This window comes from Pseudovibrio sp. Ad13 (assembly GCF_001623225.1).
Lineage (GTDB): Bacteria > Pseudomonadota > Alphaproteobacteria > Rhizobiales > Stappiaceae > Pseudovibrio.
On the sequence record NZ_LMCC01000015.1, the window covers coordinates 123,557 to 149,637 of the forward strand.

The following is a 26,081-nucleotide window of genomic DNA, read 5'->3' on the forward strand; positions in this document are numbered from 1 at the left end:
CGCGATTTAAGACAGCTCCCCTACCCTAATTATAAGACAGCAAAGCTTTGGCAAAAGACATGGGCAGATAATGCAATAAAGCTCAGAGAAGATGAGCCAGAATACACGAAAGCACGGTGCGCTATTTAAAGCGAACACCGTGCTTTTCGTAGTAAATGAAAGTGGCGCGAGTGACGGGACTCGAACCCGCGACCTCCGGCGTGACAGGCCGGCACTCTAACCAACTGAGCTACACCCGCAACTCTCATTTATATGTTTGTTATAGCAGCTACTTCTCAAAGAGAAGTGGCGCGAGTGACGGGACTCGAACCCGCGACCTCCGGCGTGACAGGCCGGCACTCTAACCAACTGAGCTACACCCGCAGCTATAACAGTTTGCTTGGACTGAACACCTCTTCCCAAGGGAAGTGGCGCGAGTGACGGGACTCGAACCCGCGACCTCCGGCGTGACAGGCCGGCACTCTAACCAACTGAGCTACACCCGCTCAATCCAAACTACCTTCAACAACACTTTGCTTTCCTGCGCCGCTTCTCCTAAGGAAAAGTGGCGCGAGTGACGGGACTCGAACCCGCGACCTCCGGCGTGACAGGCCGGCACTCTAACCAACTGAGCTACACCCGCTTGGGTCAGCAACGTTGTGTCGTTGTTGGTGGCGCTGATTTACGGCGGGGGCGGGTCCAAGTCAAGCGAAGTTGGATCGACTTTGCGAGTTTTTCCTGAATAACTTGTTTTCACTGTGAAAATTGGCCTCGAAATGCGTTCAGATGTGGAAAACAGGACTGCATATCACCCATTTTATCCTCTTCTGGACTCAAGGACTTTTTGGCTAGCCCTGAAAAAAATCTTATTCGCCATCAATGAAAATTCGAAAACCGCCTCAAAAAAGTCAAATCTCGTAATTCTACTTAGCGCGGGGCGGCTCCTGCGATAAAGTCAGGAACAATCATCTCAATCAAAATACAAAAAAGTCGACAGTCCAATTCATTTCAAGGACCGGTTTTATGGGCACATTTTTCAAAGCGCTTGCTCTTGCAGCAACAGCAGCTGTCGCAATCCCCTCATCCACCCAGGCTGATACGGGGGACTTCATCATCGGGCTTGGTGTAAGAGCGATCGGAAACACGATCATTGATCACACCGCAGCTCAACAACCAACCCCGCATGTCGTCACCGCTCAATCGCAGCAGGCGCGCAGCATTCCCCGCATCCCAACTCAGCAAACAGTGGCTCTCAGCCGCATTCAGTTGAAAGACGTCCAGTATCGCCTGAACTTGCTGGGCTACAACGCCGGTTTCCCTGACGGCGTAGCTGGTAAGCGCACCTTGCGCGCAATAGGCAGGTTTCAAAGCACCCTTGGTTACGTGGCAACCGGGCGGCTCACACAGTCTCAATTAGAAGAGCTTTACACCCGCACGCAAAAGAAGCGCTATCAGAAGACCCAGATCGATCAGGCGCAGCCAACACCAGCTCAACCACCTCTGCCCCAATCCAATCCCGGTGGGTACTCTGAGGCAGAAAAAGCAACGGTCAGAATCCCAAAAGAAAACAAGCTTGCGCTGGACCCTAAAAATCCACCCAACATTTACGGACTGATCACTGGCATGCGCAGTGACGAAACCGCAGGCTTTCTAAAAACAGAAGGCTATGAAGAGTGTGTAGAGACAACCGGACTGACCATCTGCAAGAAAGAGACCAAAAACCTCGAAGAAACTGTCAGCGTCAATAAGGTTGGAAACGTCATCTATGGAGTGAGCCGCACTGTAACATTCAAGACCGCCGCCCCAAGATCTGCAGTCCTTACAAAGCTAGCAGAGGCCTACCCAAACCTCACCCGCTTCAAAAAGATGGCAACGTCCAGCTCCAAAACCTGCCTGGAGCACCACACTGGCGATGGGGCTAGTTTATTAGCACCTGCAGAGGCCAATCCATCGGACCCTGAAACGCTTCTAACACTTACCGAAAACTGCCGCAACTTCTACGCCATTGAGCTAGAAGGCACCCGCAACCTCAAGTCCATGCGCATCACCCTCTACGACGGTCACCCCATCCAACTCGCAGAGGAAGAGCAAACCGGCATTTTCCAAACCAAATCCGAAGCCGCGGATGAGCTAAAGTTCTGATCAGCCTATGCCTTTGTATTGGCCTCAGATAATTTGGGGCCAATACAGCAGATGCCTCCAACCTCGTCAGGATTCACTCCCCACAAGTGAGAGATTATTCCTGCTACATACACAGTTAAAGTAGCCTCAAAAATTCATTTCTGCTCACCCGCAAATTTGTCCTTTTGGAAGCTCCAGAATGTTCAAAGCAAAAGCGCTCGCCCTGCTGGCTGCACTGTGTCTGTGCGCAACATCAGCCTTTTCAGCCGCACTGCATAAACTCGAAGAATTCAAACCTCACGTCTCGTATGAAAAGACATCCTATACCTTTCCGTTTCTCGCCAAAGAAATTGAGGCGGCAAGCTATGATGCTAACGGATCTCTTGGATACATCCTCGTCGCATCAGACTCAGCAGATAATCTCGTTATCTCTACATGGCAGTCCAATGTCACAACACCAGTAGATCTGGTCAATCGAGGCAAAGCGCGCAGTGTTTCCGTCGCAAAGATCGACGACACCCACTTCATCACGCCCGTCATTGATGGAGGCAACAAGCTCAGGGTCATTCTCTGGAAGATCACAGGAAACGGCACGATAACTTATCGTAGTTTTCTTCCAGGACCAGAGGTGACAGAAGTCACTTCTGCAAGTTCCGGTTCGGCTGCCATGGTTGTTGCTCAACGCAAAAATGGCACTTTGTTTGCCAGAGCCTACAAGTTGAAAAACGCCAATAATTCGCCGGAAAAAGTACTAGACGAAAAAGGAACGTACAACTTCTTAGGTTCCGCCGACCAACTCACCATGAGTGACGGAACTGCAAATCTCCTCGCCTTCCGCGATGGTGATGGAAAACTAAGAGTTACCCGCCTTCGCAAACGCCAGAACGCATCTGTGATCGAACGCGGACCAACACTTGTAAGCATGGGCCAAATTCAGAAAGCCGCAATTACTGCTGCCGATGGCACTCCGAATGGCCGATGGATCACCCTATCAACAAGCAAAGGCCCCAGCGAGTTCAAAACAGGGCATAAATGTTTGGGCCAGACCATTCATAAAGAACCCCATGGGCGTGGCAAGCTAATCGAATGGGATATTGGAACCGACGGCACCCAGTACCTCCGCCGAAGGGCTGAGCGTGAGTTTCAGGGCAGCGGAGGCGTCGCAAAGGAAGTCGCCGTAGAAGTGATCGGCAATGGCAACTATCTGGTCAGCAGCCACCTGGGCTTTGACACCTTCTGCAAACGAAACCCGAAAAACCGCGGCAAACAGCGAATGGAGGTCCACCTATGGGATCACGCTGGCACCACCTATGACAAAGACACCTCAGGCCGCATCAACGGCAAATACTACGACGTCGCCATCGCTGAGTTTCGCCCCATTCAGAACTACAACGCAAACTTCGTCGTAGCCCTCATCGGCGAAAACCAACAAGTCAAACTGACCATCTGGGGTGTGAAGTAGCTCAATCCTGAACCATCAAGGCAAATCAAGAGCTACCAGACAAAGAAGGCAGCCTCTTCAAGGAAGCTGCTTTTTTTTGTGCATCAACAAGTCTCTAGGTGTTTGCTTCAGTGCCTTTTCAGAGTGCCAACACCTTAAATCATTGCCTGAAACAAACCTTCTCGCATGAAGTACATTCATGGAAAGCTTACAAGAAACATCAGGTAGGCATCGATTTTACCCGCATACCCAAAAATATCAGCATTTAAAAATCTCAACCTAAGAGTGAAATAATTAATTTATTTCAACTTACATTTTTTAGAGTTTGAGATAAATTTGCTGCAAGCGGATCTTTCCCGTCTTTCTTTTGATTTTATAAGTGTGCAAGGCAACAAAATGCGCAAAATGACTAAGCTTACTTCTGCTCTCTGCCTCTCTTTAGCAATCAGCACCACCGCCGCCCGTGCAGGCTCCGAGGATTTCATCTTCGGCCTCGGTGCAGGCATTATTGGTAGCGCTATTGTAAATGGCGCCCAAAAGAATGCGCCAGCTCAGACGCAGAAACGAACAACACGGAAAAGAAGTAGTTTTTCAGCAGAGACACAGGACATCCAGTTACGCCTGAGCATGCTGGGCTTTGATGTGGGCACACCAGACGGCGTTTCAGGCCGCCGCACACGCAACGCCATACGCCAATTCCAAATTTCCATCGGCGCTTATGCAAATGGTAAGCTCGATAACAGCAAATCAACATCACAATACCTGTTACGCCCGGCGCAAACACAACCAACAACGCCCAGGTCGTGAATGTCACTCCGAATGTGTCATCAAAGAACGAAACACAAGTCGCAGTGACCTCCTCCAAACGCCTCGCTCTTGACCCAGCCAACCTTCCGTCAATTCACGGCCTGACCGTTGAGCGCTTTGAGCATGACGTGCAAGGCCTGCTGGAAAAAGTCGGGTATCAGGGGTGCACAGTTGATGAAACGAAGACCGTGTGCTCACTTGAGAAAGACACTCTCTCTGAAACCGTAAGTGTGCTTACTCAGGATGAAAACATCTACGGCCTGCAACGCGAAGTCAGCTTCAAAAACCCGGCTCCCCGCGCTGCAATCATGGGCAAGCTGCTGGACGCCTACCCGGTGCTCACGCATTTTGAGAATATGACTGCCACACAGGATAAAACCTGTCGCATTACTTACGTCAACAACAGCGGCGAGCTCCTGAAGCAGGCTCTGGAGAAACCATCCAACGCAGAAGCGCTGCGCCAGCTGTCAGACAACTATAATGACTACCACAGCCTGGAGGTCTTTGGAGAAGACACTGTGAGTGGCATACGCCTCGTGTTTTACAGCAGCAAGCCAATCAAGGATGCGATTGAAAACCGCAAGGGTGCGTTCCAGATTTCCTCAAAGCCAGCACAAGACTTGACCTTCTAATGCTCCATCTAAGCTGAGCACCAATACGACACAAGCCAAACAAAAAAGGCAGCTTCCTCAGGGAAGCTGCCTTTTATTTTGCATCAAAGCTTTAAGAAGCTCACCAGTCATGGCGAATGCGTACGATCAGGGCGGTCATGAAGCCAAAGAACGCTGGAAGACCAGCATGTTCCAAACCAAACCAGGAGCAGCCAACAAGCGTCTCCTTTTGTAGGCCTTTCAAAAGTTCCACAAACAGGAAACATAGGCCCTCTGCGCAACAGCATTAGAAACTCCTCAAGATCTGATTTCACAATTGCGTGTCAAATCAGCCCTTCGGGGAGTTTCTTGCGTTTGGATTGCCCCTCCTCCTGCAGCACTCACTACGCATTCACTGCTCTGCCAATATTCGAGTCACTTGCGGCACACCCAACGCGATCACAAACACTTAAGACAAAAACTGAAAACGAAATCATGCAGCTGCAAAGCAAAGCATGCCTTACCAAGAACAATGAGGGATTCTGCGATGAAAACTGCCACAAAATTTCTACTGGCTACGACAACAAGCTTGTGCCTGCTGACCACGCAGTCAAGCGCCAGTGAGGAAGATTTTCTGCTCGGTCTTGGCCTCGGCGTTGCGGGCGCAATTGTGGCAGATGAAGCGATCAGCGATGACGTCTACGTGGAGGAAGTCTATATAGACGAACCAGACCTCTATGTTGATGACAACGGAGATATCTATGTCGACGACTACGATGACTTCTATGAGGAGGAGGTCTACGTAGACGAAATCTATGTAGAGGACGTTTATATAGAAGTGCCGCACGTTGTAATCCCTCAGGTCACTCCCCGTCACCAACCCGCACAGACCCAAACACGCAAGCCATCCCAAAACCAACGCAAGGTCGGTTCACCTCAAACTCGAGGTATTCAGGTTCGTTTGAATAGTCTTGGATACAACGCAGGGAAACCCGATGGCATTCCGGGCAAAAACACGCGCAATGCGATCTCCCGCTTCCAAACCTCCCTCAATCATCCCGCCACAGGAAAACTAACAAACGTAGAGATTGCTGCTCTGGTTGAAAAAACTTCGAACCTCAATTCGAAAAAACAGCCTCAGAAAACTGACCAGCCAGCAAAGGAAGCAAGAAAAAAAGATCCTGTGAAGACCGCTGGAAAAATGCCAAGCATTCACGGGATGACCACAGGCGCTCCTTTTGCCGGAACAGCAGAAAATCTGACAAAGAAAGGTTATTCCAACTGCCAGATTAAAACTGGCACTGTGAGCTGTACCCGCACAACAAAAAGTTTGAAAGATCAGATCACCGTCGGTTCAATTGACGGATCTGTCTATGCAATCCAGCGTTCCGTTCATTTTATTGAACCTGTTCCGCGGAAAGAAATTGAACATAGAATAGCCTCTGCTTATCCAAATCTCATCAATCAAAACAACATGATCCAGGCAAGCTCAGCCCACTGTCTCACAAACTACCAGCAAAGCCCTTCATCTCTGGCTCTGTCAACACTGAAGACACCACGGGAAGTGCAGCAACTTTTAGCCGCAGCGAAGTCATGCTCTTACCTCTATGCAATCGAGATTGACGATAAAGATCCGGCGAGTAGATTGGATATTGTGCTTTATTCAGCCAAACCAATCCAATCCGCCCTCCATAAGAAGACAGATATCTTCGGTGCAACGACCGAGAAAACCAAAGACTTGACCTTCTGACAACACCCATAAAACCAAAACTGGCTTAGACACAAAAAAGGCTCTGATATTTTCATATCAGAGCCTTTTCTTAGTTCAGCTTAAAACTGCCGTTACCAACCGTGGCGAATGCGCACGATCAGGGCGGTCATGAAGCCAAAGATCATGTGACCAACCAAAGACGCCCATGTCAGCTGAATGAAGCCGAGGAACGGAGGAAGACCAGCAAAAATGTGCGCCATGATGTAAAGCGCGAACACCCAAAGACCAACGCCATAGCAAAGACCAACAACCCACCATGGCAGCGGCGGAATGATCACACGTGCCAGCGGACGAGCAATATAGAGGTATCCGATAGGATAAAAGACGACGCCAACGACGGCGTGGATGACTTCAGCCCAGAAAAGGCTTCTGAAACCAAAGACCGACTGCACAAGTGCAGCTGGCTGTAGTGGACCACCAACCCAGAACGGCGTGATATAGCGCGCCCAGATCTCCCAGCTCACATCTGCAACGATGCCTGCCAGAAGGATGGTGACCAGAGTGTGCCACACAAGTGGCGGACAGATAGGGTGCTTATGACTTGAACCACTCATACGGCGCATGCCTCCACGTAGTTATACTTGATTGCCACGCGGAGTTAAAAACGATCTCAGTCATGCAAGCTGTTATCTACGGCACACTTAGCAGCGCAATAACGGCTCTTGAGCAAGTCCTACACGATTGTTTCCAACCGAACACCAGGACTTCACTCATTTAAGGGCAAAGCAGCTCTCAAAAAGTTGACGAAATGAGAGCACGCTAAGCGAATAAGCTCCACAGGCTATTGCAGCAAGCTTAGCTATAAGATCCTGAGATCACCCTTTGGTTTTTGCTCAGATTAGCACCCTACCCTACAGCCTTGAGAAACCAATTGCCGAAACGCCGCCTTAAGCTTAACAGCGCCGTCCTCGGTAATTTTCAGGAGAGTAAACAACAAAAAAGCCTCCGCGGATCTCCGGGAGACTTGAAATCCTCAAAGAGGAATGGTGGGCGATGAGAGACTCGAACTCCCGACATCTTCGGTGTAAACGAAGCGCTCTACCAACTGAGCTAATCGCCCATCCTGGAGCGTTGAACATCCTCAAAAGAGAATGGTGGGCGATGAGAGACTCGAACTCCCGACATCTTCGGTGTAAACGAAGCGCTCTACCAACTGAGCTAATCGCCCCCGCAGGGTGGTACGCCGTGTGGCGTGGGGAGCTATTTAGCCGCCCTCCCTACCCTTGGCAAGGCCTGAGATTGAAAAAAACGACATTACCAGCAAAAAACTTGGAGCTGCCATCCATCCTGTGAATTACCTGATTAAACAAAGGCTTGTCGTCACAGTAAAAAACCGGCAACCCATCAGAAATGAGCGCATAAAAAAAGCCCCTGCCGCTCCAATGAACAACAGGGACTTTTAAACCCAAAACGAACAAGCCCAATTAGGCGTTGACCGCGTCCTTCAGGCCTTTACCAGCTTTAAATTTCGGCGTCTTGGAAGCCGGAATCTGAATGGTTTCGCCTGTGCGTGGATTACGGCCTTCAGTTGCCGCACGAGCGGAAACGGAAAAGTTGCCAAATCCGATGATCCGAACTTCATCGCCGCTCTTCAGGGTTTCAGTGATTGCTTCGAAAGATGCTTCTACTGCTTCGCCTGCCTGTGCTTTGGTCAAGCCAGTTTTTTCCGCAACGGCCCCGATCAGATCATTCTTGTTCATGACAGTCCCTTTCTAAAATAACGTGGGGAATGCTTTAGATTCGCGCTGCACTCCTGAATCGGACATTCGTGCGAAATTGCGTTCAAATCAAGCCGCGAACCGCAGAAAACGGCCATTTTCTGTGTAGTATCAACCAAAAAAAGCCCCGGAACTTGTCCGAGGCTTTTGTATCCACAAGCAGACGCTCTGGTTCAGTGTGCGACGACCCCTGAACCCTTGTCATCTTTGACCAGTGCTTCAGAGCTGGACTTTTCTTCCTCTTCGCTCCATTCGATGGCTTCAGGCATACGAACAAGAGCATGTTCAAGCACTTCGTCCATGCGAGCGACTGGAATAATTTCCAATTCATTCTTCACATTGTCAGGAATATCAGCCAGATCCTTCGCGTTATCCGCTGGGATCAGAACCTTCTTGATGCCACCACGAAGAGCAGCCAGAAGCTTCTCTTTCAGACCACCGATTGGTAGCACGCGGCCACGCAGTGTGATCTCACCTGTCATCGCCACATCACGACGAACCGGAATACCGGTCATCACGGAGATAACAGTTGTCGCCATGGCGATACCAGCAGATGGACCATCCTTTGGAGTAGCTCCTTCTGGAACGTGAACATGCAGTTCGCGCTTTTCGAAGAGCGGAGGCTCAATGCCGAAGTCTTCTGAACGGGAACGAACGTAAGAGGCAGCAGCCGAGATGGACTCTTTCATCACATCGCGCAGGTTGCCGGTTACGGTCATCTTGCCCTTACCTGGCATCATGACACCTTCAATGGTCAGCAACTCGCCGCCCACCTCAGTCCATGCCAGACCGGTGACAACACCAACCTGATCTTCATCTTCAACCTGACCGAAGCGGAAGCGAGGCACACCGAGGTATTCCTCAATCAGCTCTTCATCCACTTTGATGGTCTTCTTGTCGTTGACCAGAATGTCCTTCACAGCCTTACGGGCCAGAGTGCTCATCTCACGCTCAAGGTTACGCACACCAGCTTCACGGGTGTAAAGACGGATGGTCTTCTGCAAAGCGCCGTCAGACACTTCGAACTCACCATCCTTCAGACCGTGGTTCTTCACAGCCTTCGGCAACAGGTGACGACGGCAGATCTCGATCTTCTCATCTTCAGTGTAACCAGCAATACGGATGACCTCCATACGGTCCATCAGTGGACCCGGAATGTTCAGCGTATTGGCTGTGGTCACAAACATGACGTCGGATAGGTCGTATTCCACTTCGAGGTAGTGATCCATGAAGCTGCCGTTCTGCTCTGGGTCAAGAACCTCAAGCAGAGCGGAAGACGGATCGCCACGGAAATCCATGCCCATCTTGTCGATCTCATCAAGCAGGAACAGCGGGTTGGACTTCTTCGCTTTCTTCATGGACTGAATGACTTTACCCGGCATGGAGCCGATGTAAGTGCGGCGGTGACCGCGAATTTCAGCCTCATCACGCACGCCACCAAGAGACATGCGTACAAATTCACGTCCGGTTGCTTTCGCGATAGATTTACCAAGAGACGTTTTACCAACGCCTGGAGGGCCAACAAGACACAGGATAGGGCCGCGCAGCTTGTTCGCGCGCTTCTGCACTGCAAGGTACTCCACAATGCGTTCCTTGACCTTCTCAAGGCCAAAGTGGTCGGTATCCAGAACCTTCTCGGCAAGCGTCAGGTCATGCTTAACCTTGGACTTCCTGCTCCACGGAATGCCGATCAGCCAGTCAAGGTAGTTGCGAACCACAGTCGCTTCCGCAGACATCGGGCTCATCTGCTTGAGCTTCTTCAGCTCAGCATTCGCCTTCTCGCGAGCTTCCTTGGACAGCTTCGTCTTGGCAACGCGCTCTTCCAGCTCAGCAAGTTCATCACGGCCATCTTCACCATCGCCGAGTTCTTTCTGAATGGCCTTCATCTGCTCATTCAAATAGTACTCGCGCTGGGTTTTCTCCATCTGGCGCTTCACGCGGGAGCGGATGCGCTTTTCCACCTGCAGAACGGAGATCTCACTCTCCATCATGCCCAGCACCTTCTCAAGGCGGTCGGTGACAGCCACAGTGCCAAGCAGTTCCTGCTTGTCCTGGATCTTCACAGCAAGGTGGGATGCAATGGTATCAGCAAGTTTCGAGAAGTCGTCAATCTGATTAACGGCGCCGAGAACCTCAGGAGACACCTTTTTGTTCAGCTTCACGTAGTTCTCGAACTCGGAAATCACTGAACGGCCAAGAGCCTCGACCTCAACCTCGTCACCGCCAGCTTCATCAAGAATAACAGCTTCTGCTTCATAAAGGTCTTCGCGATCAGTGAACTTGCCGATTTCGGCACGTGCACCACCTTCAACCAAAACCTTTACGGTGTTATCTGGCAGCTTCAGCAGCTGCAAAACTGTTGCAAGGGTACCGACTTTGTAAATCTGATCGGTATCCGGATCGTCATCCGCCTCGTTCATCTGGGTAGCAAGCAAAATCTGCTTGTCAGACTCCATCACCTCTTCCAGAGCACGGATCGATTTCTCGCGCCCTACAAACAGCGGCACGATCATATGAGGGAATACGACGATGTTGCGCAGTGGGAGAACAGGAAAAACAGAGTTTTCTGTCTCTTCTTCCGGGCGCATTTCATTGTCAGCCATCTCTATTCCTTTCAAATTGCAGCTTTCCAACGAAAGCTACGAAAAAGCGCAACATAAAAATCGACTAAGGCCCTTAGGGCACTCGTAGAATTTCGAGGGCCGAATTCACTCGCCCCAAAACGGGCACAAACAAATTCGCCAAGCTGCGAACTCGACCTATTAGGTGGAGACACCGCCTCCAAGTGTCAAGCACTCCGCTTCCAAGTCTTTCAGCGATCTGTTGATATTATAAGCTTTTTTCCTGCAATCAGGAGCGTATAACACCGTTTGATCGTCCTCACACTTAAGCTGGAACACCATCCTTCCCGGTCTTGGTTCGCGTTTACGCAGAACACTCATACGCATCATCATGCTAGACACATGAGACAAAAAATGGGCGGCACTTTTTTCAAGAAGTTACCGCCCAAATTAAACTCAATACCCGTGAGCGAAGCCTACTGGCTCATCAGTCCCCATCGCCTTACGCGCTGGTTGCTGAATTCTCCGCACGATCCTCGTAAATGTACAAAGGACGCGCATCACCGTCGACCACCTCACCGGAAATCACAACTTCCTTCACACCCTTAAGGCCAGGAAGCTCGTACATGGTTTCCAGCAGAATTGCTTCCAGAATAGAACGCAGTCCGCGAGCACCGGTCTTACGTTCAATCGCACGTCGGGCAACTGCCTTCAGAGCGTCTTCATGGAAGGTCAGCTCTACGTTTTCCATTTCGAACAAACGCTGGTACTGCGCAACAAGCGCATTCTTAGGTTCACTCAAGATGGACACCAAAGCGTCTTCATCCAGATCTTCAAGAGTTGCAATAACCGGCAAACGGCCAACAAACTCAGGAATAAGACCAAACTTCAGCAGATCTTCTGGCTCAAGCTCAGAGAACAACTCACCGGTCTTGCGATCTTCAGGTGCAAGCACGGAAGCAGCAAAGCCGATAGAGGTTTTGCGACCACGGTCAGAAATGATCTTATCCAGACCAGCAAATGCACCACCGCAGATAAACAAAATGTTTGTTGTATCTACCTGCAGGAATTCTTGCTGCGGATGCTTACGACCACCTTGCGGCGGAACAGAGGCAACAGTCCCCTCCATGATCTTCAGCAGTGCCTGCTGAACACCTTCACCAGAAACGTCACGGGTGATGGATGGGTTTTCTGCCTTGCGGGTAATTTTGTCCACCTCATCGATGTAGACAATACCGCGCTGCGCACGCTCAACATTGTAGTCTGCGGACTGAAGCAGCTTCAGAATAATATTTTCAACGTCTTCACCAACGTAACCCGCTTCAGTCAGCGTGGTTGCGTCAGCCATCGTAAACGGAACATCCAGAATTCGGGCGAGCGTTTGTGCCAGATGGGTTTTACCACATCCGGTAGGACCAACCAGAAGGATGTTGGACTTAGCAAGTTCAACATCGTTGTTCTTGGAAGCATGATTCAGGCGCTTGTAGTGGTTATGAACCGCTACAGACAGAACCTTTTTGGCTCGGCCCTGACCAATCACGTAATCATCAAGAACACCACGAATTTCCTGAGGTGTCGGAATCCCATCACGAGACTTCACAAGCGAAGATTTGTTTTCTTCGCGAATAATGTCCATGCAGAGTTCGACGCACTCATCGCAGATGAATACGGTCGGACCCGCAATCAGCTTACGGACCTCATGCTGGCTTTTTCCGCAAAACGAGCAGTAAAGCGTATTCTTGCTGTCGCTGCCGCTGGCTTTGCTCATGAGATATAACCCCGCATCGTTTCAAGGGACACAGCCCCTGTTAGAATTCTTAGTTCGACAGCGATACTTTCGCCGCGACGTTCTACTGACTTATCGCGTTTTGTGTTCCGCTTCCAGAGGGAAGCTTTGGAAATCACTAATAGCCATTCTCTTATGCGATATTTGGCTCGCAATAATCAACATTCCTTTAAGCCTCGCACGCAAAGTTCATTCCCTGTTAAAAAAACTTGCGCGCGAGTTACTTTATAAAACCGGCTTTAAGCTGGTTCGATAACGTTCAAGCTCTCGCGATTTTCGATAACGTTATCAATCAGACCGAACTCTTTCGCCGCATCTGCACTCATAAAGTTATCACGTTCAAGCGCTTCTTCAACAGCGTCAAGAGTCTGACCTGTATGAGAAACATAGATCTCATTGAGGCGACGCTTCAGCTTCAGAATTTCCTGTGCATGCAGCATAATGTCTGCCGCCTGCCCGCGGAAACCACCGGAAGGCTGGTGAACCATGACGCGGCTGTTTGGCAAAGAAAAGCGCATACCCTTTTCACCAGCAGCCAAAAGCAGGGAACCCATGCTTGCAGCCTGACCGATACAAAGAGTTGAAATCTTCGGACGGATAAACTGCATAGTGTCATAAATAGCAAGACCACTGGTCACTACACCACCCGGGGAATTGATATAAAGTGCAATTTCTTTGTTCGGGTTTTCCGCTTCCAGATAAAGCAACTGGGAACACACCAGTGTAGCCACAGTATCTTCCACAGGACCGGTCAGGAAGATAATACGTTCCTTCAGCAACCTTGAGAAGATATCATAGGCCCGCTCACCCCGGTTGGTTTGCTCTACAACCATTGGCACCAGGCTGTTCGTGAAATACTCAACAGGATCGGTCATGCGTCATCCATTTTAAATATGCAGAAAGCTTCGTAAAGCTCGGTAACTTATCCGGCATTCCGGTAAGCCTGCAAGAAACTTATGTCGAAAAAAGCGCCACGCCCACCCACGGGATGTCGCCCTTGTCTTAAAGGCACTTGCCAAAAGGTAAAGCCACAAGGTTTATGGAGTGTTTCCATAAGACCCGATAGTCTTATCCCAATTATAAGGGAGCTTAAAGACCACATTGGGCCTATGCACTTAAGACGGCTTCAGATATTTCGGCTTTCCACCTCAAAATTCAAGATGTCAAAAAAGAAAAAGGGGGCACAAGACCCCCTTTCCGAAATTCTTGGGTAATCCCAACAATTATGCTTCGTCTTCGTCCTGAGCCATCAACTCTTCTTTAGACACAACTTTGTCGGAAACTTTCGCGAGTTCCAGAATGTAGTCCACAACCTTCTCTTCGTAGATTGGGGCACGCAAGGAAGCGAGAGCCTGTTCGTTGTTCTTGTAGAATTCGAACACCTGCTGTTCCTGACCTGGGAACTGACGAACGCGGTCGAACAGAGCCTTCTGAACTTCTTCGTCGGTAACCTGAACTTTGTTCTGCTCACCAACTTCAGAAAGAACCAGACCAAGGCGTACGCGACGCTCAGAGATCTTGCGGTATTCAGCTTTAGCTTCGTCTTCGGTTGTTTCTTCGTCTTCGAAGGTTTTACCGGACTGCTGCATGTCAGCTTCAACCTGCTTCCAGACACCGTCAAATTCTGTTTCCAGAAGTTTCTCAGGCAGCTCGAAAGAGTACTCTTCGTCCAGCTTGTCCAGCAGAGCGCGCTTTACTTTCTGACGGGTAGCTGCACCGAACTGGCTTTCAATCTGGCCACGAACGATTTCTTTCAGCTTCTCAAGGGATTCAAGACCCAGCTTGGTTGCCATTTCATCATCAATGGAAACTTCGCCAGCAGCTTCAATGCCTTTAACGTCGATGTCGAAGGTAACTGCGCGACCAGCAAGGTTTGCTGCGCCGTATTCTTCAGGGAAGGTCACGTCGATGACTTTTTTGTCACCGATTTTCAGGCCAACGATCTGCTCTTCAAAACCAGGAATGAACTGACCAGAACCCAGAACCAGCTGACCGTTCTCATCTTCACCACCTTCAAATGGCTCGCCGTCAAGCTTGCCGAGGTAATGCATGGTAACGCGGTCACCGTCTTCAGCAGCAGCACCTTCTTCGCGCGCTTCAAATGGACGGTTGCTTTCTGCGATCTGCTTAACCTGCTCGTCAACTTCGTCTTCGGAAATTTCAACGATTGGGCGTTCAAGTTCAATCGCAGAGAAATCTACGATGTCGAACTGAGGCAGAACTTCATAGGAGATGGTGTAAGCGAGATCTGCTTCACCAGCCAAAACTTTCTCAGCATCATCGTCAGAAAGATCGATTTCTGGCTGAAGAGCTGGCTTTTCTTTGCGCTCTTCAATGGTCTTAGCAGTGGTTTCGTTGATCAGGTTACCGATCAGCTCACCCATTGCCTGACGGCCATGAACTTTCTTGAGATGAGAAACTGGAACTTTACCCGGACGGAAGCCGTTAATGTTTACCTTTGACTTCATGTCATTAAGATATTCATCGAGGCGGGTCGCCAGATCCGTCGCCGGGATAACGACTTTGAGTTCGCGCTTTAGGCCCTCGGCCAGGGTTTCTGATACCTGCATGGTCTTTGCTTCGTCCTTGATTTAGGACGCGTACCGACAAACCAATATGGTTTGTCCCAGCACGGTAAACATAACACCAATTTCGAAGGGGGGAAAACGCTTCGGGAGAAAATCCCTCAGCTCTTATCCGCCTGACGAAAAGGTGAGCATAAACCGAACCTCGACAACGCCCTCAACTTTTCCGTTTCCGATAAGCTACGGTCGTTTATTTATGCACCGTATCACCGGGGATATGGTGCGGCTGGAGGGACTCGAACCCCCACGGTCTCCCGCTAGAACCTAAATCTAGTGCGTCTACCAATTTCGCCACAGCCGCGTTGGAGGGGTAGCTAAATGGGAACCTAAGAGAAGTCAACCACCTAATACGCTGTTTATGCCCAGTTCTCGGTTTTCCACGCCATTTCTACCTATGAAACTGTGCATTACGACAATCCGGGGCCAATTTCTCAAGCAGGAGATCGCATCACATCCTTTTTCTTTTCTGGCTCGTGCATTGCCAGTCAGCAAGCCACTCCACTCACTCACAAAGTGGCGTCAGAACCCGCTGCATAAAAGCCGCGCCTTTTTCGGTCAGATACAACTCCCGGCGGCGACCATCCGTTTTATCCGCCTCAACACGGGCATAGTTATGTCCGCCACGCACATCCTTGTGCCCTTCGCACCAGTAATAGATATTGCGGGTCGCGGTTCCTGATTGGTAACCAATCTTCTTTTGAAGGCCATGAGGATGGATCGTCACCCCCTCCTCCTGATGAACGGCAATTTCAAGCAATGTCAAAACCGTCGAGACCTGCATTTTAGCATCATGGTCTTTAAACGGTGCCAGCGCCTCGATGATCTGGCGGAGTGCTGCAGAGTGCTGTGTCGTCTTGCTCATAAGAATATCCGTAATATCGTCCCGAAGGCGAAGACGATCACACGTTTTACGCGCAACCCTCCCCCTTCTCTCGTCTGCCTATCGCATTGCTTGTCTCAATAAATGATACGCATGACGTTTCGTAGATTAATTATCACAAATATTGATGATTCCCACCAGATATCTCAGAGGGTAAACCCATCCCTTGGGCGGGGAAGCTTTAAAAATCACCCAAAAATTGAACCAGCTCGGTGAGCACATCCGGGATATGCGAAACCAGATCTTCCGCAATAAGTCCGGCTCCGGCAATTTCAGCGGCCCGGCCATGCACCCAAACACCTTTCGTAGCGGCCTCATAGCCACCAAGTCCTTGCGCCAGATATCCGGCAATCACACCCGCCAGCACGTCACCAGACCCTGCTGTTGCAAGCCAGGGCGTGCCACTGGCATTGATGGACACATGACCTTCAGGGTCTGCAATCACCGTATCCGCCCCCTTCAACACAACCACAGCACCAGCCTGTTTCGCTGCCTTCTTGGTGCGCTCCACTTTGCAATCCGTGGACGTGGGATCATACAAATCAGGAAACAAACGCCGGAACTCACCCTCATGAGGTGTGAGCACAACACGCCCAGCGCAGTCAGAATCCGCAATGTAGGCAAACAAGTGCTCCGGCTTTTCCTCAAAGGACGAAAGCGCATCCGCATCCAGAACCACACCGCGCGCTCCGGAAAGGCACTCAGCAACCCGCTCCTGTGTCTCGCGGCCAATACCGGCTGCCGGTCCGATCACCACGGAGTTGAGCCGCTCGTCTTCCAAAATACGCTCAAAGTCGGCAATACGTTCAGCCGGGCGGATCATGATACTCGTCAGATGTGCTGCATGGACCAGAGCCGCCTGTTCCCGCGCCACCACAGTCACAAGCCCGCTGCCCGCCCGCTGTGCGCCCAGCGCAGCAAGACGGCTGGCACCAGTGGCAAACTTGGGACCACTCACAACAACAGTGTGCCCCCTGTTATATTTATGCCCTGCCACAGCCGGCTGATCGGGAAGATCTCCCCAAATCTTGTCGCAGTTGTAAAAAGCGGTTGGCCCAATCTTCTCTAAGACAGCATCCTCCAGCCCGATCTGCTCAATAACGATCTCACCGCAATGTCCCCGGCCCGGATAAAGGTAGTGCCCCGGCTTGGCACGAAAGAACGTCACTGTCATATCTGCATGCACAGCCTCACCCAGCACAGCGCCGCTGCGGCCACTCACACCGGAGGGCAGATCAACTGCGACACATTGCGCCGGACTGTCATTGATGTGCTGCACAAGCGCCAGAACTTCATCATCTAAAGGTCGAGAGAGGCCCGCACCAAACAAGGCATCAACAACAACGTCGTCCTCACCCAGCTCTTCCAGCGCGGCCCGCATGTTATCCATTGAGGTTAAATCAAGATCCATCTCATCATAGGCAAGCTCCGCATCGCCTTCGAGAGTTTCCGGGTCACACACCAGCCCGACAGAAACATTAAAGCCCTCATTGTCCGCTAGCTGCGCAACAACAAAGCCGTCTCCGCCGTTGTTTCCCGGGCCGCAGAACACAAGAACCCGCGAATAGGGATGCAGAATCTGGCGCATCACCTCAAACACAGCCTTGCCCGCATTATGCATCAACTCAATACCGGGAAAGCCACCCTCGATGGTCAGGCGATCTGCCTTCTTCATCTGCAATGGTGTCAATAACTCATGCATAAAGCTCTCCATTTCCCTATTCGTCAGGCTCTGAGAAATTTATTACCCATTATCCCTAAGAAATTGGTTCATCATTACCCAGCTGCCGCGACGTTTTTTCGATCACGAAAAATCACAAAACATAAGCTAGTGCTAAAAGGCACAGATTTAAGAGGCACTTCCTGAGTAAATGTTGATACCAGCGCACCACTTTGGGAAAACTACGAAAACATGCACGAGAGACGAGCCCACTACGACCAGCTAATGACTGCTTTCGCACGACGTCTGGGTATGACCACCCAGCCTGATACTGGACTATTTCTTATTGAAGAAGCAAACGGAAGTCGTTGGTCGGTCGAACTCAATGAAAGCTCGGATCTCATTTATATAAGCACCAGCCTCCTTCCTGCAGAAGATAAAAATACACTGAAGGCGGCTTTGGAGCTCAATCAGGATGTGGACCTCCTCCGCGGAGCGTTCCTCGGACTGTCTCAATCTGGTGACTTGCAACTGAATGCTCAGGCCACACTCCGGTTCACAGATGACCTTGCACTAGAGAACACACTGGTCAACCTGATGCAAATTCGCGAGCAGGTATGCGCACGGCTTTCTGAAACGAAATCCACCCAAACCTCCAAAGCCGTAGAACCGGACTGGAGCACGACGTCTATTCGCCTGTAAAGGTCTCTCACCCATGCATTCCGTCAACTCTCCCAAGCATACTCCAGTTGATCAGAGCCAACTCCAGAACGACGTAAGTGCACAACAAAACTCTGCGCCAAAAAAATCAGAGAAGTTGGAAGCGCGCGGCGTGTCTGTTGAGACCCAAAAGGGCTCAACACCGCCAACAACAAGCAATACGAAGCCCCTCGACACCGCTTCAACTGAAACGCTCGCAAACCGGATAAAGCCACCGAGCCAAACCATTTCAGAAAGTGTAACGCAGGAGGCAACCGCCCCTTTTGAAGCAGACCGCACCGCGCTTGAGCAAAATGCCAGGCGCCTTGGTGCTGGTGCCAATGGTGAAGTCTATCTTGTCAATCAGGACGGCAAGTCCTTCGCATTTAAAGTCGCAAGCACCGAAGCCGGTTGGCAGGCCCTGCAGCAAGAAGCACAGGTCTACGGCAAACTTGCCCAGATCGGTCCTCACGATAATATCGTCAAAAGCATGGGCATCGTCGAAGTTCAGGGCGTACAGGGCCTCGCCCTTGAGCATGTGGAAGGCTACGAAGCAGGCAAGCTCTTCACCACTGCCGAAAAGCTTTACACAAACAACAAGCTCAGCCATTCCCAGTACTGGGGCACCGTGCAGTTCATTATGCGCGACGTTTTGAGCGGCGTGCACCATCTGGCACAGGCAGGCATCAGCCACAGCGACATAAAGTGTGGCAACCTCCTTTATGACAAGGAAAGTCAGGCGATTAAAATCGTCGACTTTGGCAGCGCTGCAAAAATCGGCATTGATCCTGTCACTATTGGCACTCCGGACCATTCAGCTCCGGAAGCTCTTTTGTCTCTTCCACACAAAGATGGAGACAAACCACGCGCCAATGAGAAGCAGGACACCTTCGCCGTTGGTCAGATGACCTACCGCGCAGGCGAACATACCGAGAATTTATTTGGTGCACAAAATACTGGTGAACCAGCTGCACTTGGCTTTGCAATGCATTCCAAACTTCGAGATATCGAACGCCGCGGCGAGACCATTGAGTATCAGGCGCTCAATCAGGCCGATGACCCAGCCGTTGCAGGCACACCGGGCCATTTCGGCAAGGGCGGCGAAACTGCTTATGTTGAGTTCGTCAATATCTCAACCCTGCTGGACATCGATGTACGTGGCACCGCAGAAGAGCTCCTGAAGACCAACTTCATCTCTGACCCTTTATGTCAGCCAGACGAAGCCCGTCAGGTGATCTCAGGCCTCATGACCAAAATGGAAGAAGACCACAAGGCAGAACTCGCAGCTCTCATGCAACACACCTGATCTGCTCCTTGCAATGATAACCATCAAAAAGCCGGCCTCGTGGTCGGCTTTTTTGCTGCGCACCTTCAGGGACATTTTAATCACATCCCTCCATTTCGATACACCTTAACAACATCGCCTCTGTTTACAGTGGAGTGAGCAAACGATCGCAAACAGCTCAAGACCTGTAATATGACAAAGTCGCCTCGCCCTCTTCAGAACCCGTCGAATGATCCATCAACTCAGGATGCCCAGATCAGCGCGTGGGCAGACAATGTCATCATCCTGCTGGGCCTGAGTGAGAGTTCAGCAGAGGACGGCCAGACAGAACCCGATTTCAACCATCCCCACATGGCCACCAGCAGCCGGTTCACCGTCAGCGACGTCGAAGAAATCAGCTCCTCAGAAGACGAGGAGAGCGATAACGAGCTGGAGCAACCACCAGTCACCGCAGTCCCACCCGTCAACAGGTTCACAGTCAGCAGCGTCAGCGAACCAAGCTTCTCAGAGGATGAAGAAAGCGACACAGAGCCGGAACAACCTCAGCCCGCCGCAAGCCGGTTTGAAGTCAGCAATGTAGACGAGGACAGCCCCTCAGAAGATGAGTTGGAGCAACCACCAACACCCACAGCTTCCCCCACCAACAGGTTCACAGTCAGCAGCGTCGACGAGCCAAGCTTCTCAGAGGATGAAGAGAGCGACACAGAGCCGGAACAACCACAGCCCGCCGCAAACCGGTTTGAAGTCAGCAATGTGGACGAGGACAGCCCCTCAGAAGATGAGTTGGAGCAATCACCAGCGCCCACAGCTTCCCCCACCAACAGGTTCACAGTCAGCAGTGTCAATGAGCCAAGCTTCTCCGAGGATGAAGAAAGCACGGAAGCACCAGCAACAATGGCTCTCCCCTCCGACAATCTCAAACGCGCCAAACGACTGGGTGCAGGATCATTCGGAGAAGTGAGCTTGTACACGGACGAAAAAAGCGGAAAGTCCATTGCGTTCAAGACCGCGCGGTCACAAAAAGGCAAAGACGCCCTGCAAAAAGAAGCTCAGATCTACGGGAAGCTGATGGCCGCCGGCCCGCACAAGAACGTTGTACAGTGCTACGGAATACACGAGATCGACGGCGAAACCGGCCTTGCTATGGAATATGTGGAAGGCTGTGAAGCAGGTGACCTTTTCGAAGGCGCCGAAGAACTCCTCCAAGAGAACAAGCTCAGTCACTCTCAATATTGGGGCGCCTTACAATTCATGGCGAATGAAGCGATTGACGGTCTGAAGCATGTCAACGCGGCAGGTATCAGTCACAACGACATCAAAGGAGGCAACATCCTGTTCGACAAGAACAGCCAATCCCTCAAGATCGCTGATTTTGGTTTTGCAGGCACCATCGGAGAAGATCCACTGGACTTCGGCACTCCGGAGTATTCCAGCCCGGAAGCCATCGCCGCCGCCTTCAAAGACGCAGAGGATCGTGACCGCCTGGACGATAAACAGGACGGTTATGCCATTGGCCAGATGGTATATGGCGGAGGTGAAGGTGAAGCCAATCTTCTGGGCGCGCCGGATTGCGACAGCCCTTATGCATTCGCTCTCCATGTTGTGCGCAAACTAAGCAACTCAAAATCTCAAACCGGCGAAGAAACCAGCCCGGAGAAAGCCCTCACGCCAACAGATGATCCTGATCTGGCTGGAGAGCCTGGTTATTACAACGAGAGTTACGAGTCTGCGTACACCCGCTTCGTAAACAATTCCATGCAGATCGATCCGAAGAAGAGAAGCAGCCTGGATGATATGCAGCAAAGCCAGTTTTTACAGGATCCGCTCCTGCAACCGGACGAAGCGAAAAAAGTCCTCGACTACATCATGCAGCAAACCAGCTCCAAATCTGCATAGGATAAAAGCTAGCTTCATACGATCAGAGCTGGGCAACACGCCTAGCGATTGGACTTTGGCGGCTTCTTCTTCGCATTCCTGGCAGTCTCCCGCTCATCACTGGCAATCACCACATCCTGAGGCTGGGAAAGCTCAATCAGATTGCCGTCGGGGTCGCGAATGTAGACAGACAGGATCGGCGAACTGGCACCTGTGCGGAACACAGGCCCCTCCACAATCGTCACGGCGGCAGCACTCAGCCGCGCAATGGCCGAATCCAGACTCTCAACCAAAAAGCAAAGATCTGCTGTCCCCGGCACCTGTTCCTGTGCGATCGGAGTATGGTCTACATCGATGGGCTGAAGGTTGATCTTCTGCTGCCCAAAATGCAGGGCCCGCCGCCCGCCTCCGAATAGGATCTCCTCCATACCCAGTACATCCTGATAAAAACGACTGGTACGTTCAACATCATGAACGGTAAGCACGACATGGTCGAGAGAAACCAACCTCATCACTCGCTCCTTCAAGCGCATGCCAAAAACTGACTGTCAGCTTCCATAGGAACGCGCAAAATCTGCAACAGCTTTTTCACGACCAACCATAACCCTGCCTTGCACAAGGAACCAACTCCTAGTTTCAGGCGAGATGAACAAAAGGTACACTGCCTATTTTTTAACCATTATGCGCAGTGTTTGTGCACCAGATATATTTCAGATGCAGTTTCCCATTATTATTAAGGGAGCAAACTGCCCGCTTTCGCGGCTTTTTAAGAAAATTTCAAAACTGGCACGGTTTCTGCATTCATATTTCCGTAAGTTTTGAATCGCGAACTTTCTGCACACGCGCTGATCATTTTTAAGAGCATGCCAGATCAGCAGCGCACGCAGATACAAGACGAACTGAGAGTGTGAAGACCATGAAGAAAATTGAGGCGATCATTAAGCCGTTCAAACTGGATGAAGTGAAAGAAGCACTTCAGGAGGTTGGTCTTCAGGGGATCACCGTTACCGAAGCAAAAGGATTTGGCCGCCAGAAGGGTCATACAGAACTCTATCGTGGCGCCGAGTACGTGGTGGACTTCCTGCCAAAGGTTAAGGTGGAAATCGTACTCAACGATGATCTTGTAGAAAAAGCTGTAGAAGCCATTCGCGACGCCGCACAGACTGGCCGCATTGGTGATGGCAAGATTTTTGTCTCCAGCATCGAAGAAGCAATCCGTATTCGTACCGGGGAGACGGGCGAAGACGCTGTTTAACCCAGAGTTTCACTAGGAAATCACGAGGACTGAATGAGTTAGGGGCGACGATCCCACACGCTTGGTCTTCCAGTTTACAACACTGCGCCACTGGCGATTTTAATAAGAGGAATAGGAAGTTATGACAACCTCCGCTGATGTCTTGAAAGAAATCCAGGAAAAAGACGTAAAGTTCGTAGATCTTCGTTTTTCTGATCCGCGCGGCAAGCTGCAGCACGTCACCATGGATATCTCCCAGGTGAACGAAGACATGTTCGCAGAGGGCGTCGCATTTGACGGTTCTTCTATCGGTGGTTGGAAAGCAATCAACGAATCCGACATGATGCTGATGCCAGATCCGGAAACAGCTCATATCGACCCATTCTTCGCGCAGTCCACCATGTCCATCTTCTGTGACGTTCTCGACCCACGCACAGGCGAAGGTTACAACCGTGATCCACGCATGACAGCCAAGCGCGCTGAAGCCTATGTGAAAGCATGTGGCGCAGGCGACACCGTATTCGTTGGCCCGGAAGCTGAATTCTTCATCTTCGACGACGTTCGCTTTGCAGCAGACCCGTACAACACCGGCTTCAAGCTGGATTGTTCTGAACTGCCATCCAACATGGACAGCGAATACGAGTCCGGCAATCTCGGTCACCGTCCACGCACAAAAGGCGGTTACTTCCCAGTACCACCAATTGACAGCGCGCAGGACATCCGCTCCGAAATGCTGACCGTCATGTCCGACATGGGCGTGAAGGTTGAAAAGCACCACCACGAAGTGGCAGCAGCTCAGCACGAACTCGGCATGCAGTTCCAGACCCTGACAACCTGTGCTGACCACATGCAGATCTACAAGTACGTGGTTCACCAAGTTGCACACGCTTATGGCAAGTCCGCGACCTTCATGCCTAAGCCAGTCTTCGGCGACAACGGCACCGGCATGCACTGCCACTTCTCCCTATGGGAAGACGGCAAGCCAACCTTTGCTGGCAGCCAGTATGCTGACCTTTCCGAGAATGCTCTGTACTTCATCGGCGGCATCCTGAAGCACGCGAAATCTCTGAACGCATTCACCAATGCGTCCACCAACTCCTACAAGCGTCTGGTACCGGGCTACGAGGCTCCGGTTCTTCTGGCATACTCTTCCCAGAACCGTTCCGCATCCTGCCGTATTCCATTCACATCTTCTCCAAAAGGCAAGCGCGTTGAAGTTCGCTTCCCGGATCCTTCTGCAAACCCATACCTGGCGTTCGCTGCACAGCTGATGGCTGGCCTTGATGGCATCAAGAACAAGATCCATCCTGGCGATGCAATGGATAAGAACCTGTATGATCTGCCAGCAGAAGAACTCTCCGAGATCCCAACTGTTGCAGCATCTCTGCGTGAAGCTCTGGAATGCCTCGATGCAGACCGTGAATACCTCAAAGCAGGCGGCGTATTCGATGACGACCAGATCGACGCCTACATCGAACTGAAGATGGAAGAAGTCATGCGCACAGACATGACCCCTCACCCAGTTGAGTTCGACATGTACTACTCCGTCTAAGTTATGAAGGGACTGCTTTAACTCCAATGCACCTATGGCGTATCCATAAGACGAGCTTCGGCTCAAATCAGGAGACGCCTTTCAAAAGCAGTCCTCTCATCTAGGCACAATAAAACCCCGGCTGGCCTCAGTCGGGGTTTTGTTTTTTCCATCACCCGGATCTCACCTGGCGATACAAACCTGCATCAGCAAAGCAGAGAGCTTACCAGCCGCCCTCTCTCATCTCCGCAGAGATCTCAAGACGCACCCGATCGCTGGTCAATGGTGCAAACTTGCCAACACCAAAGTCACTGCGCAAAATGGCTCCCTTACCCTCTACACCGATCCACTGCCCCTGATAGTAGTCAAAGTAGCTTCCCAGCGGATGCGGGCCATTGTGTTTGAGCTGAAAGTCCAGTTCCACCGGATGCTTTTGGTCCCTGATGGTCAGATCCCCCACCAAGGTCACAGCTGTTGCCCCGGTCTGCTTGACGGATGTGGAAACGAACGTGATCTCAGGAAATTTCTCTGCGTCAAAGAAGTCAGAGCCTTTCAGATGCTCATCCAGCGGCTGAACACCCGTATCCACGCTTGCCGGATCAATAGTCACACTGACTTTCGTTTCTTCAATCTTTGCCGGATCAAACTCCACTTCCCCGCCAACAATCTTCCACTCACCAGATTGCTCTGTCAGTCCTGCATGATTGTAGTAAAACCGAACCTCGGTATGGGTCGGATCAAATTTGTAGCTCGCGGCCTGCGCTGACGCTGTGAATGCAAGCGACGCCGCAACAACGGCGAATTTCGTGAAATGCCTCATGCTTTTCCTGCCTCATATCCCTGTTTGTCACATAAAAACTGCAGTTTCCTGCAAATACACACTCATTAACCTATTAATTTTTATCATGTTAATATATATGCATGTATATACATCTAAATGAATGAAAACCATTTTCAAGAGCGGAATGCGCAAATAACGAGGATGTGATGTCTGTCAGCAAAGAGTCAGTTTCTCTCTGGATCGCTCTCAACAGAGTGCAAAAGACCATCTACACCGATATCGAAAGCACCTTCAAAGCAGAGCGCTTCCCCCCTCTCTCCTGGTATGACATCCTCTGGGAACTGGAGAACGCACCCGATGGCCTGAGGCAATTCGAGTTGGAGCAACGTGTCCTCTTCCAGCAGGCCAACCTCTCCCGTGTTATCCAGTCGCTCGCCAAGGCTCAGCTGGTCGAGAGCAAACCCGCCCTCAAGGACAAGCGCGGCAAGACCCTCTTCATCACCTCAAAGGGAAAAGACCTCCGCGCCCAGATGTGGCAAACCTATGAGCGCATGCTGGAAGAAAAACTCGATACAAAAATCACCAAGGAAGGCGCGACCCAACTCGCAGCAGCCTTGAAGGCGCTAGTTTAGATTTTTTCATCGACCAGTGGGTCGCGACAGTAAACAATGGCTTTACGCGCAACACAGCGCCTCTACACAGCAACGCAAGAAAACACGAAAGAACGCAAACCAACGCACATTAGAGCGCAAAGAGGATATGTCATCACCACGTCAC

Annotated in this window: 21 protein-coding genes and 7 tRNA genes; 11 read left to right on the forward strand and 17 right to left on the reverse strand. The window is 51.0% G+C overall.

The window, feature by feature from the left end:
* Positions 1 to 162 precede the first annotated feature (162 nt).
* The 4 genes from PsAD13_RS17710 to PsAD13_RS17725 all read right to left on the reverse strand — a co-directional run bounded on the left by PsAD13_RS17710 (position 163) and on the right by PsAD13_RS17725 (position 622).
* A tRNA-Asp gene (locus tag PsAD13_RS17710) sits at positions 163 to 239 on the reverse strand.
* Between the two features lie 47 nt (positions 240 to 286).
* Positions 287 to 363 (reverse strand) — tRNA-Asp (locus PsAD13_RS17715).
* A 45-nt stretch (positions 364 to 408) separates the two neighbouring features.
* Positions 409 to 485: transfer RNA gene (locus PsAD13_RS17720), tRNA-Asp, on the reverse strand.
* Between the two features lie 60 nt (positions 486 to 545).
* Positions 546 to 622, reverse strand: a tRNA-Asp gene (locus PsAD13_RS17725).
* Positions 623 to 1,002: 380 nt separating this feature from the next.
* On the opposite strand from PsAD13_RS17725, the gene PsAD13_RS17730 reads away from it, so the two are divergent.
* The 5 genes from PsAD13_RS17730 to PsAD13_RS17750 all read left to right on the forward strand — a co-directional run bounded on the left by PsAD13_RS17730 (position 1,003) and on the right by PsAD13_RS17750 (position 6,688).
* Complete coding sequence (locus PsAD13_RS17730) at positions 1,003 to 2,121, forward strand: peptidoglycan-binding domain-containing protein (RefSeq protein WP_063319016.1); 1,119 nt, start codon at positions 1,003 to 1,005, stop codon at positions 2,119 to 2,121.
* A gap of 178 nt (positions 2,122 to 2,299) precedes the next feature.
* Positions 2,300 to 3,562: a hypothetical protein gene (locus tag PsAD13_RS17735; protein ID WP_063319017.1), complete on the forward strand. Its 1,263-nt coding sequence runs from the start codon at positions 2,300 to 2,302 to the stop codon at positions 3,560 to 3,562.
* A 384-nt stretch (positions 3,563 to 3,946) separates the two neighbouring features.
* Positions 3,947 to 4,348 (forward strand): peptidoglycan-binding domain-containing protein, encoded by a 402-nt coding sequence (locus PsAD13_RS17740; protein WP_193777068.1) that lies wholly within the window; start codon positions 3,947 to 3,949, stop codon positions 4,346 to 4,348.
* 14 nt (positions 4,349 to 4,362) lie between these two features.
* The gene (locus tag PsAD13_RS17745) at positions 4,363 to 4,980 is read left to right on the forward strand and encodes a hypothetical protein (protein ID WP_153040918.1); all 618 of its coding nucleotides are present in this window, start codon (positions 4,363 to 4,365) and stop codon (positions 4,978 to 4,980) included.
* A gap of 505 nt (positions 4,981 to 5,485) precedes the next feature.
* Positions 5,486 to 6,688, forward strand: coding sequence for a peptidoglycan-binding domain-containing protein (locus PsAD13_RS17750; RefSeq protein ID WP_063319020.1), 1,203 nt, complete (start codon positions 5,486 to 5,488; stop codon positions 6,686 to 6,688).
* Positions 6,689 to 6,780: 92 nt separating this feature from the next.
* On the opposite strand, the gene PsAD13_RS17755 is transcribed toward PsAD13_RS17750, so the two are convergent.
* The 11 genes from PsAD13_RS17755 to PsAD13_RS17815 all read right to left on the reverse strand — a co-directional run bounded on the left by PsAD13_RS17755 (position 6,781) and on the right by PsAD13_RS17815 (position 17,941).
* Positions 6,781 to 7,263 (reverse strand): hypothetical protein, encoded by a 483-nt coding sequence (locus tag PsAD13_RS17755; protein WP_057461782.1) that lies wholly within the window; start codon positions 7,261 to 7,263, stop codon positions 6,781 to 6,783.
* Between the two features lie 430 nt (positions 7,264 to 7,693).
* Positions 7,694 to 7,769, reverse strand: a tRNA-Val gene (locus PsAD13_RS17760).
* A 32-nt stretch (positions 7,770 to 7,801) separates the two neighbouring features.
* Positions 7,802 to 7,877, reverse strand: a tRNA-Val gene (locus PsAD13_RS17765).
* 256 nt (positions 7,878 to 8,133) lie between these two features.
* Positions 8,134 to 8,409: an HU family DNA-binding protein gene (locus tag PsAD13_RS17775; RefSeq protein ID WP_008546789.1), complete on the reverse strand. Its 276-nt coding sequence runs from the start codon at positions 8,407 to 8,409 to the stop codon at positions 8,134 to 8,136.
* A gap of 191 nt (positions 8,410 to 8,600) precedes the next feature.
* Positions 8,601 to 11,030, reverse strand: a complete 2,430-nt coding sequence (gene lon / locus PsAD13_RS17780; RefSeq protein WP_063289030.1) for an endopeptidase La — start codon at positions 11,028 to 11,030, stop codon at positions 8,601 to 8,603.
* A 460-nt stretch (positions 11,031 to 11,490) separates the two neighbouring features.
* Positions 11,491 to 12,756: an ATP-dependent Clp protease ATP-binding subunit ClpX gene (gene clpX / locus PsAD13_RS17790; protein WP_057461785.1), complete on the reverse strand. Its 1,266-nt coding sequence runs from the start codon at positions 12,754 to 12,756 to the stop codon at positions 11,491 to 11,493.
* Positions 12,757 to 13,013: 257 nt separating this feature from the next.
* Complete coding sequence (gene clpP / locus PsAD13_RS17795; RefSeq protein ID WP_063289033.1) at positions 13,014 to 13,649, reverse strand: ATP-dependent Clp endopeptidase proteolytic subunit ClpP; 636 nt, start codon at positions 13,647 to 13,649, stop codon at positions 13,014 to 13,016.
* Between the two features lie 348 nt (positions 13,650 to 13,997).
* Positions 13,998 to 15,344: a trigger factor gene (gene tig / locus PsAD13_RS17800; RefSeq protein ID WP_063292446.1), complete on the reverse strand. Its 1,347-nt coding sequence runs from the start codon at positions 15,342 to 15,344 to the stop codon at positions 13,998 to 14,000.
* 233 nt (positions 15,345 to 15,577) lie between these two features.
* Positions 15,578 to 15,660 (reverse strand) — tRNA-Leu (locus PsAD13_RS17805).
* 201 nt (positions 15,661 to 15,861) lie between these two features.
* Entirely contained in the window at positions 15,862 to 16,221 is a 360-nt protein-coding gene (locus PsAD13_RS17810; protein ID WP_063289035.1) for a hypothetical protein, read from the reverse strand.
* Positions 16,222 to 16,420: 199 nt separating this feature from the next.
* Complete coding sequence (locus PsAD13_RS17815) at positions 16,421 to 17,941, reverse strand: NAD(P)H-hydrate dehydratase (protein WP_244275184.1); 1,521 nt, start codon at positions 17,939 to 17,941, stop codon at positions 16,421 to 16,423.
* A gap of 210 nt (positions 17,942 to 18,151) precedes the next feature.
* Here PsAD13_RS17815 and PsAD13_RS17820 point away from each other — a divergent pair, with 210 nt between their 5' ends.
* From PsAD13_RS17820 to PsAD13_RS17830, 3 genes are all read left to right on the forward strand, one after another.
* Positions 18,152 to 18,601, forward strand: a complete 450-nt coding sequence (locus tag PsAD13_RS17820; RefSeq protein WP_208986755.1) for a type III secretion system chaperone — start codon at positions 18,152 to 18,154, stop codon at positions 18,599 to 18,601.
* A 130-nt stretch (positions 18,602 to 18,731) separates the two neighbouring features.
* Positions 18,732 to 19,904 carry a protein kinase gene (locus tag PsAD13_RS17825; RefSeq protein ID WP_208986764.1) on the forward strand — a complete coding sequence of 391 codons (1,173 nt, stop codon included), beginning with the start codon at positions 18,732 to 18,734 and terminating at the stop codon, positions 19,902 to 19,904.
* 171 nt (positions 19,905 to 20,075) lie between these two features.
* Positions 20,076 to 21,779, forward strand: coding sequence for a protein kinase (locus PsAD13_RS17830; RefSeq protein ID WP_063319024.1), 1,704 nt, complete (start codon positions 20,076 to 20,078; stop codon positions 21,777 to 21,779).
* 41 nt (positions 21,780 to 21,820) lie between these two features.
* Here PsAD13_RS17830 and PsAD13_RS17835 read toward each other — a convergent pair whose 3' ends face one another.
* Positions 21,821 to 22,270, reverse strand: coding sequence for a VOC family protein (locus PsAD13_RS17835; RefSeq protein ID WP_063319025.1), 450 nt, complete (start codon positions 22,268 to 22,270; stop codon positions 21,821 to 21,823).
* Positions 22,271 to 22,674: 404 nt separating this feature from the next.
* Here PsAD13_RS17835 and PsAD13_RS17840 point away from each other — a divergent pair, with 404 nt between their 5' ends.
* Together PsAD13_RS17840 and glnA are read left to right on the forward strand one after the other, a co-directional pair.
* Positions 22,675 to 23,013, forward strand: coding sequence for a P-II family nitrogen regulator (locus PsAD13_RS17840; protein WP_057461792.1), 339 nt, complete (start codon positions 22,675 to 22,677; stop codon positions 23,011 to 23,013).
* A 121-nt stretch (positions 23,014 to 23,134) separates the two neighbouring features.
* Entirely contained in the window at positions 23,135 to 24,544 is a 1,410-nt protein-coding gene (gene glnA, locus PsAD13_RS17845) for a type I glutamate--ammonia ligase (protein ID WP_057461793.1), read from the forward strand.
* A gap of 202 nt (positions 24,545 to 24,746) precedes the next feature.
* On the opposite strand, the gene PsAD13_RS17850 is transcribed toward glnA, so the two are convergent.
* Complete coding sequence (locus tag PsAD13_RS17850) at positions 24,747 to 25,343, reverse strand: YceI family protein (protein WP_063319026.1); 597 nt, start codon at positions 25,341 to 25,343, stop codon at positions 24,747 to 24,749.
* 167 nt (positions 25,344 to 25,510) lie between these two features.
* Between PsAD13_RS17850 and PsAD13_RS17855 the strand changes: the two genes are divergently transcribed.
* Positions 25,511 to 25,936, forward strand: coding sequence for a MarR family winged helix-turn-helix transcriptional regulator (locus PsAD13_RS17855; RefSeq protein ID WP_063319027.1), 426 nt, complete (start codon positions 25,511 to 25,513; stop codon positions 25,934 to 25,936).
* The last annotated feature ends 145 nt before the right edge of the window (positions 25,937 to 26,081 follow it).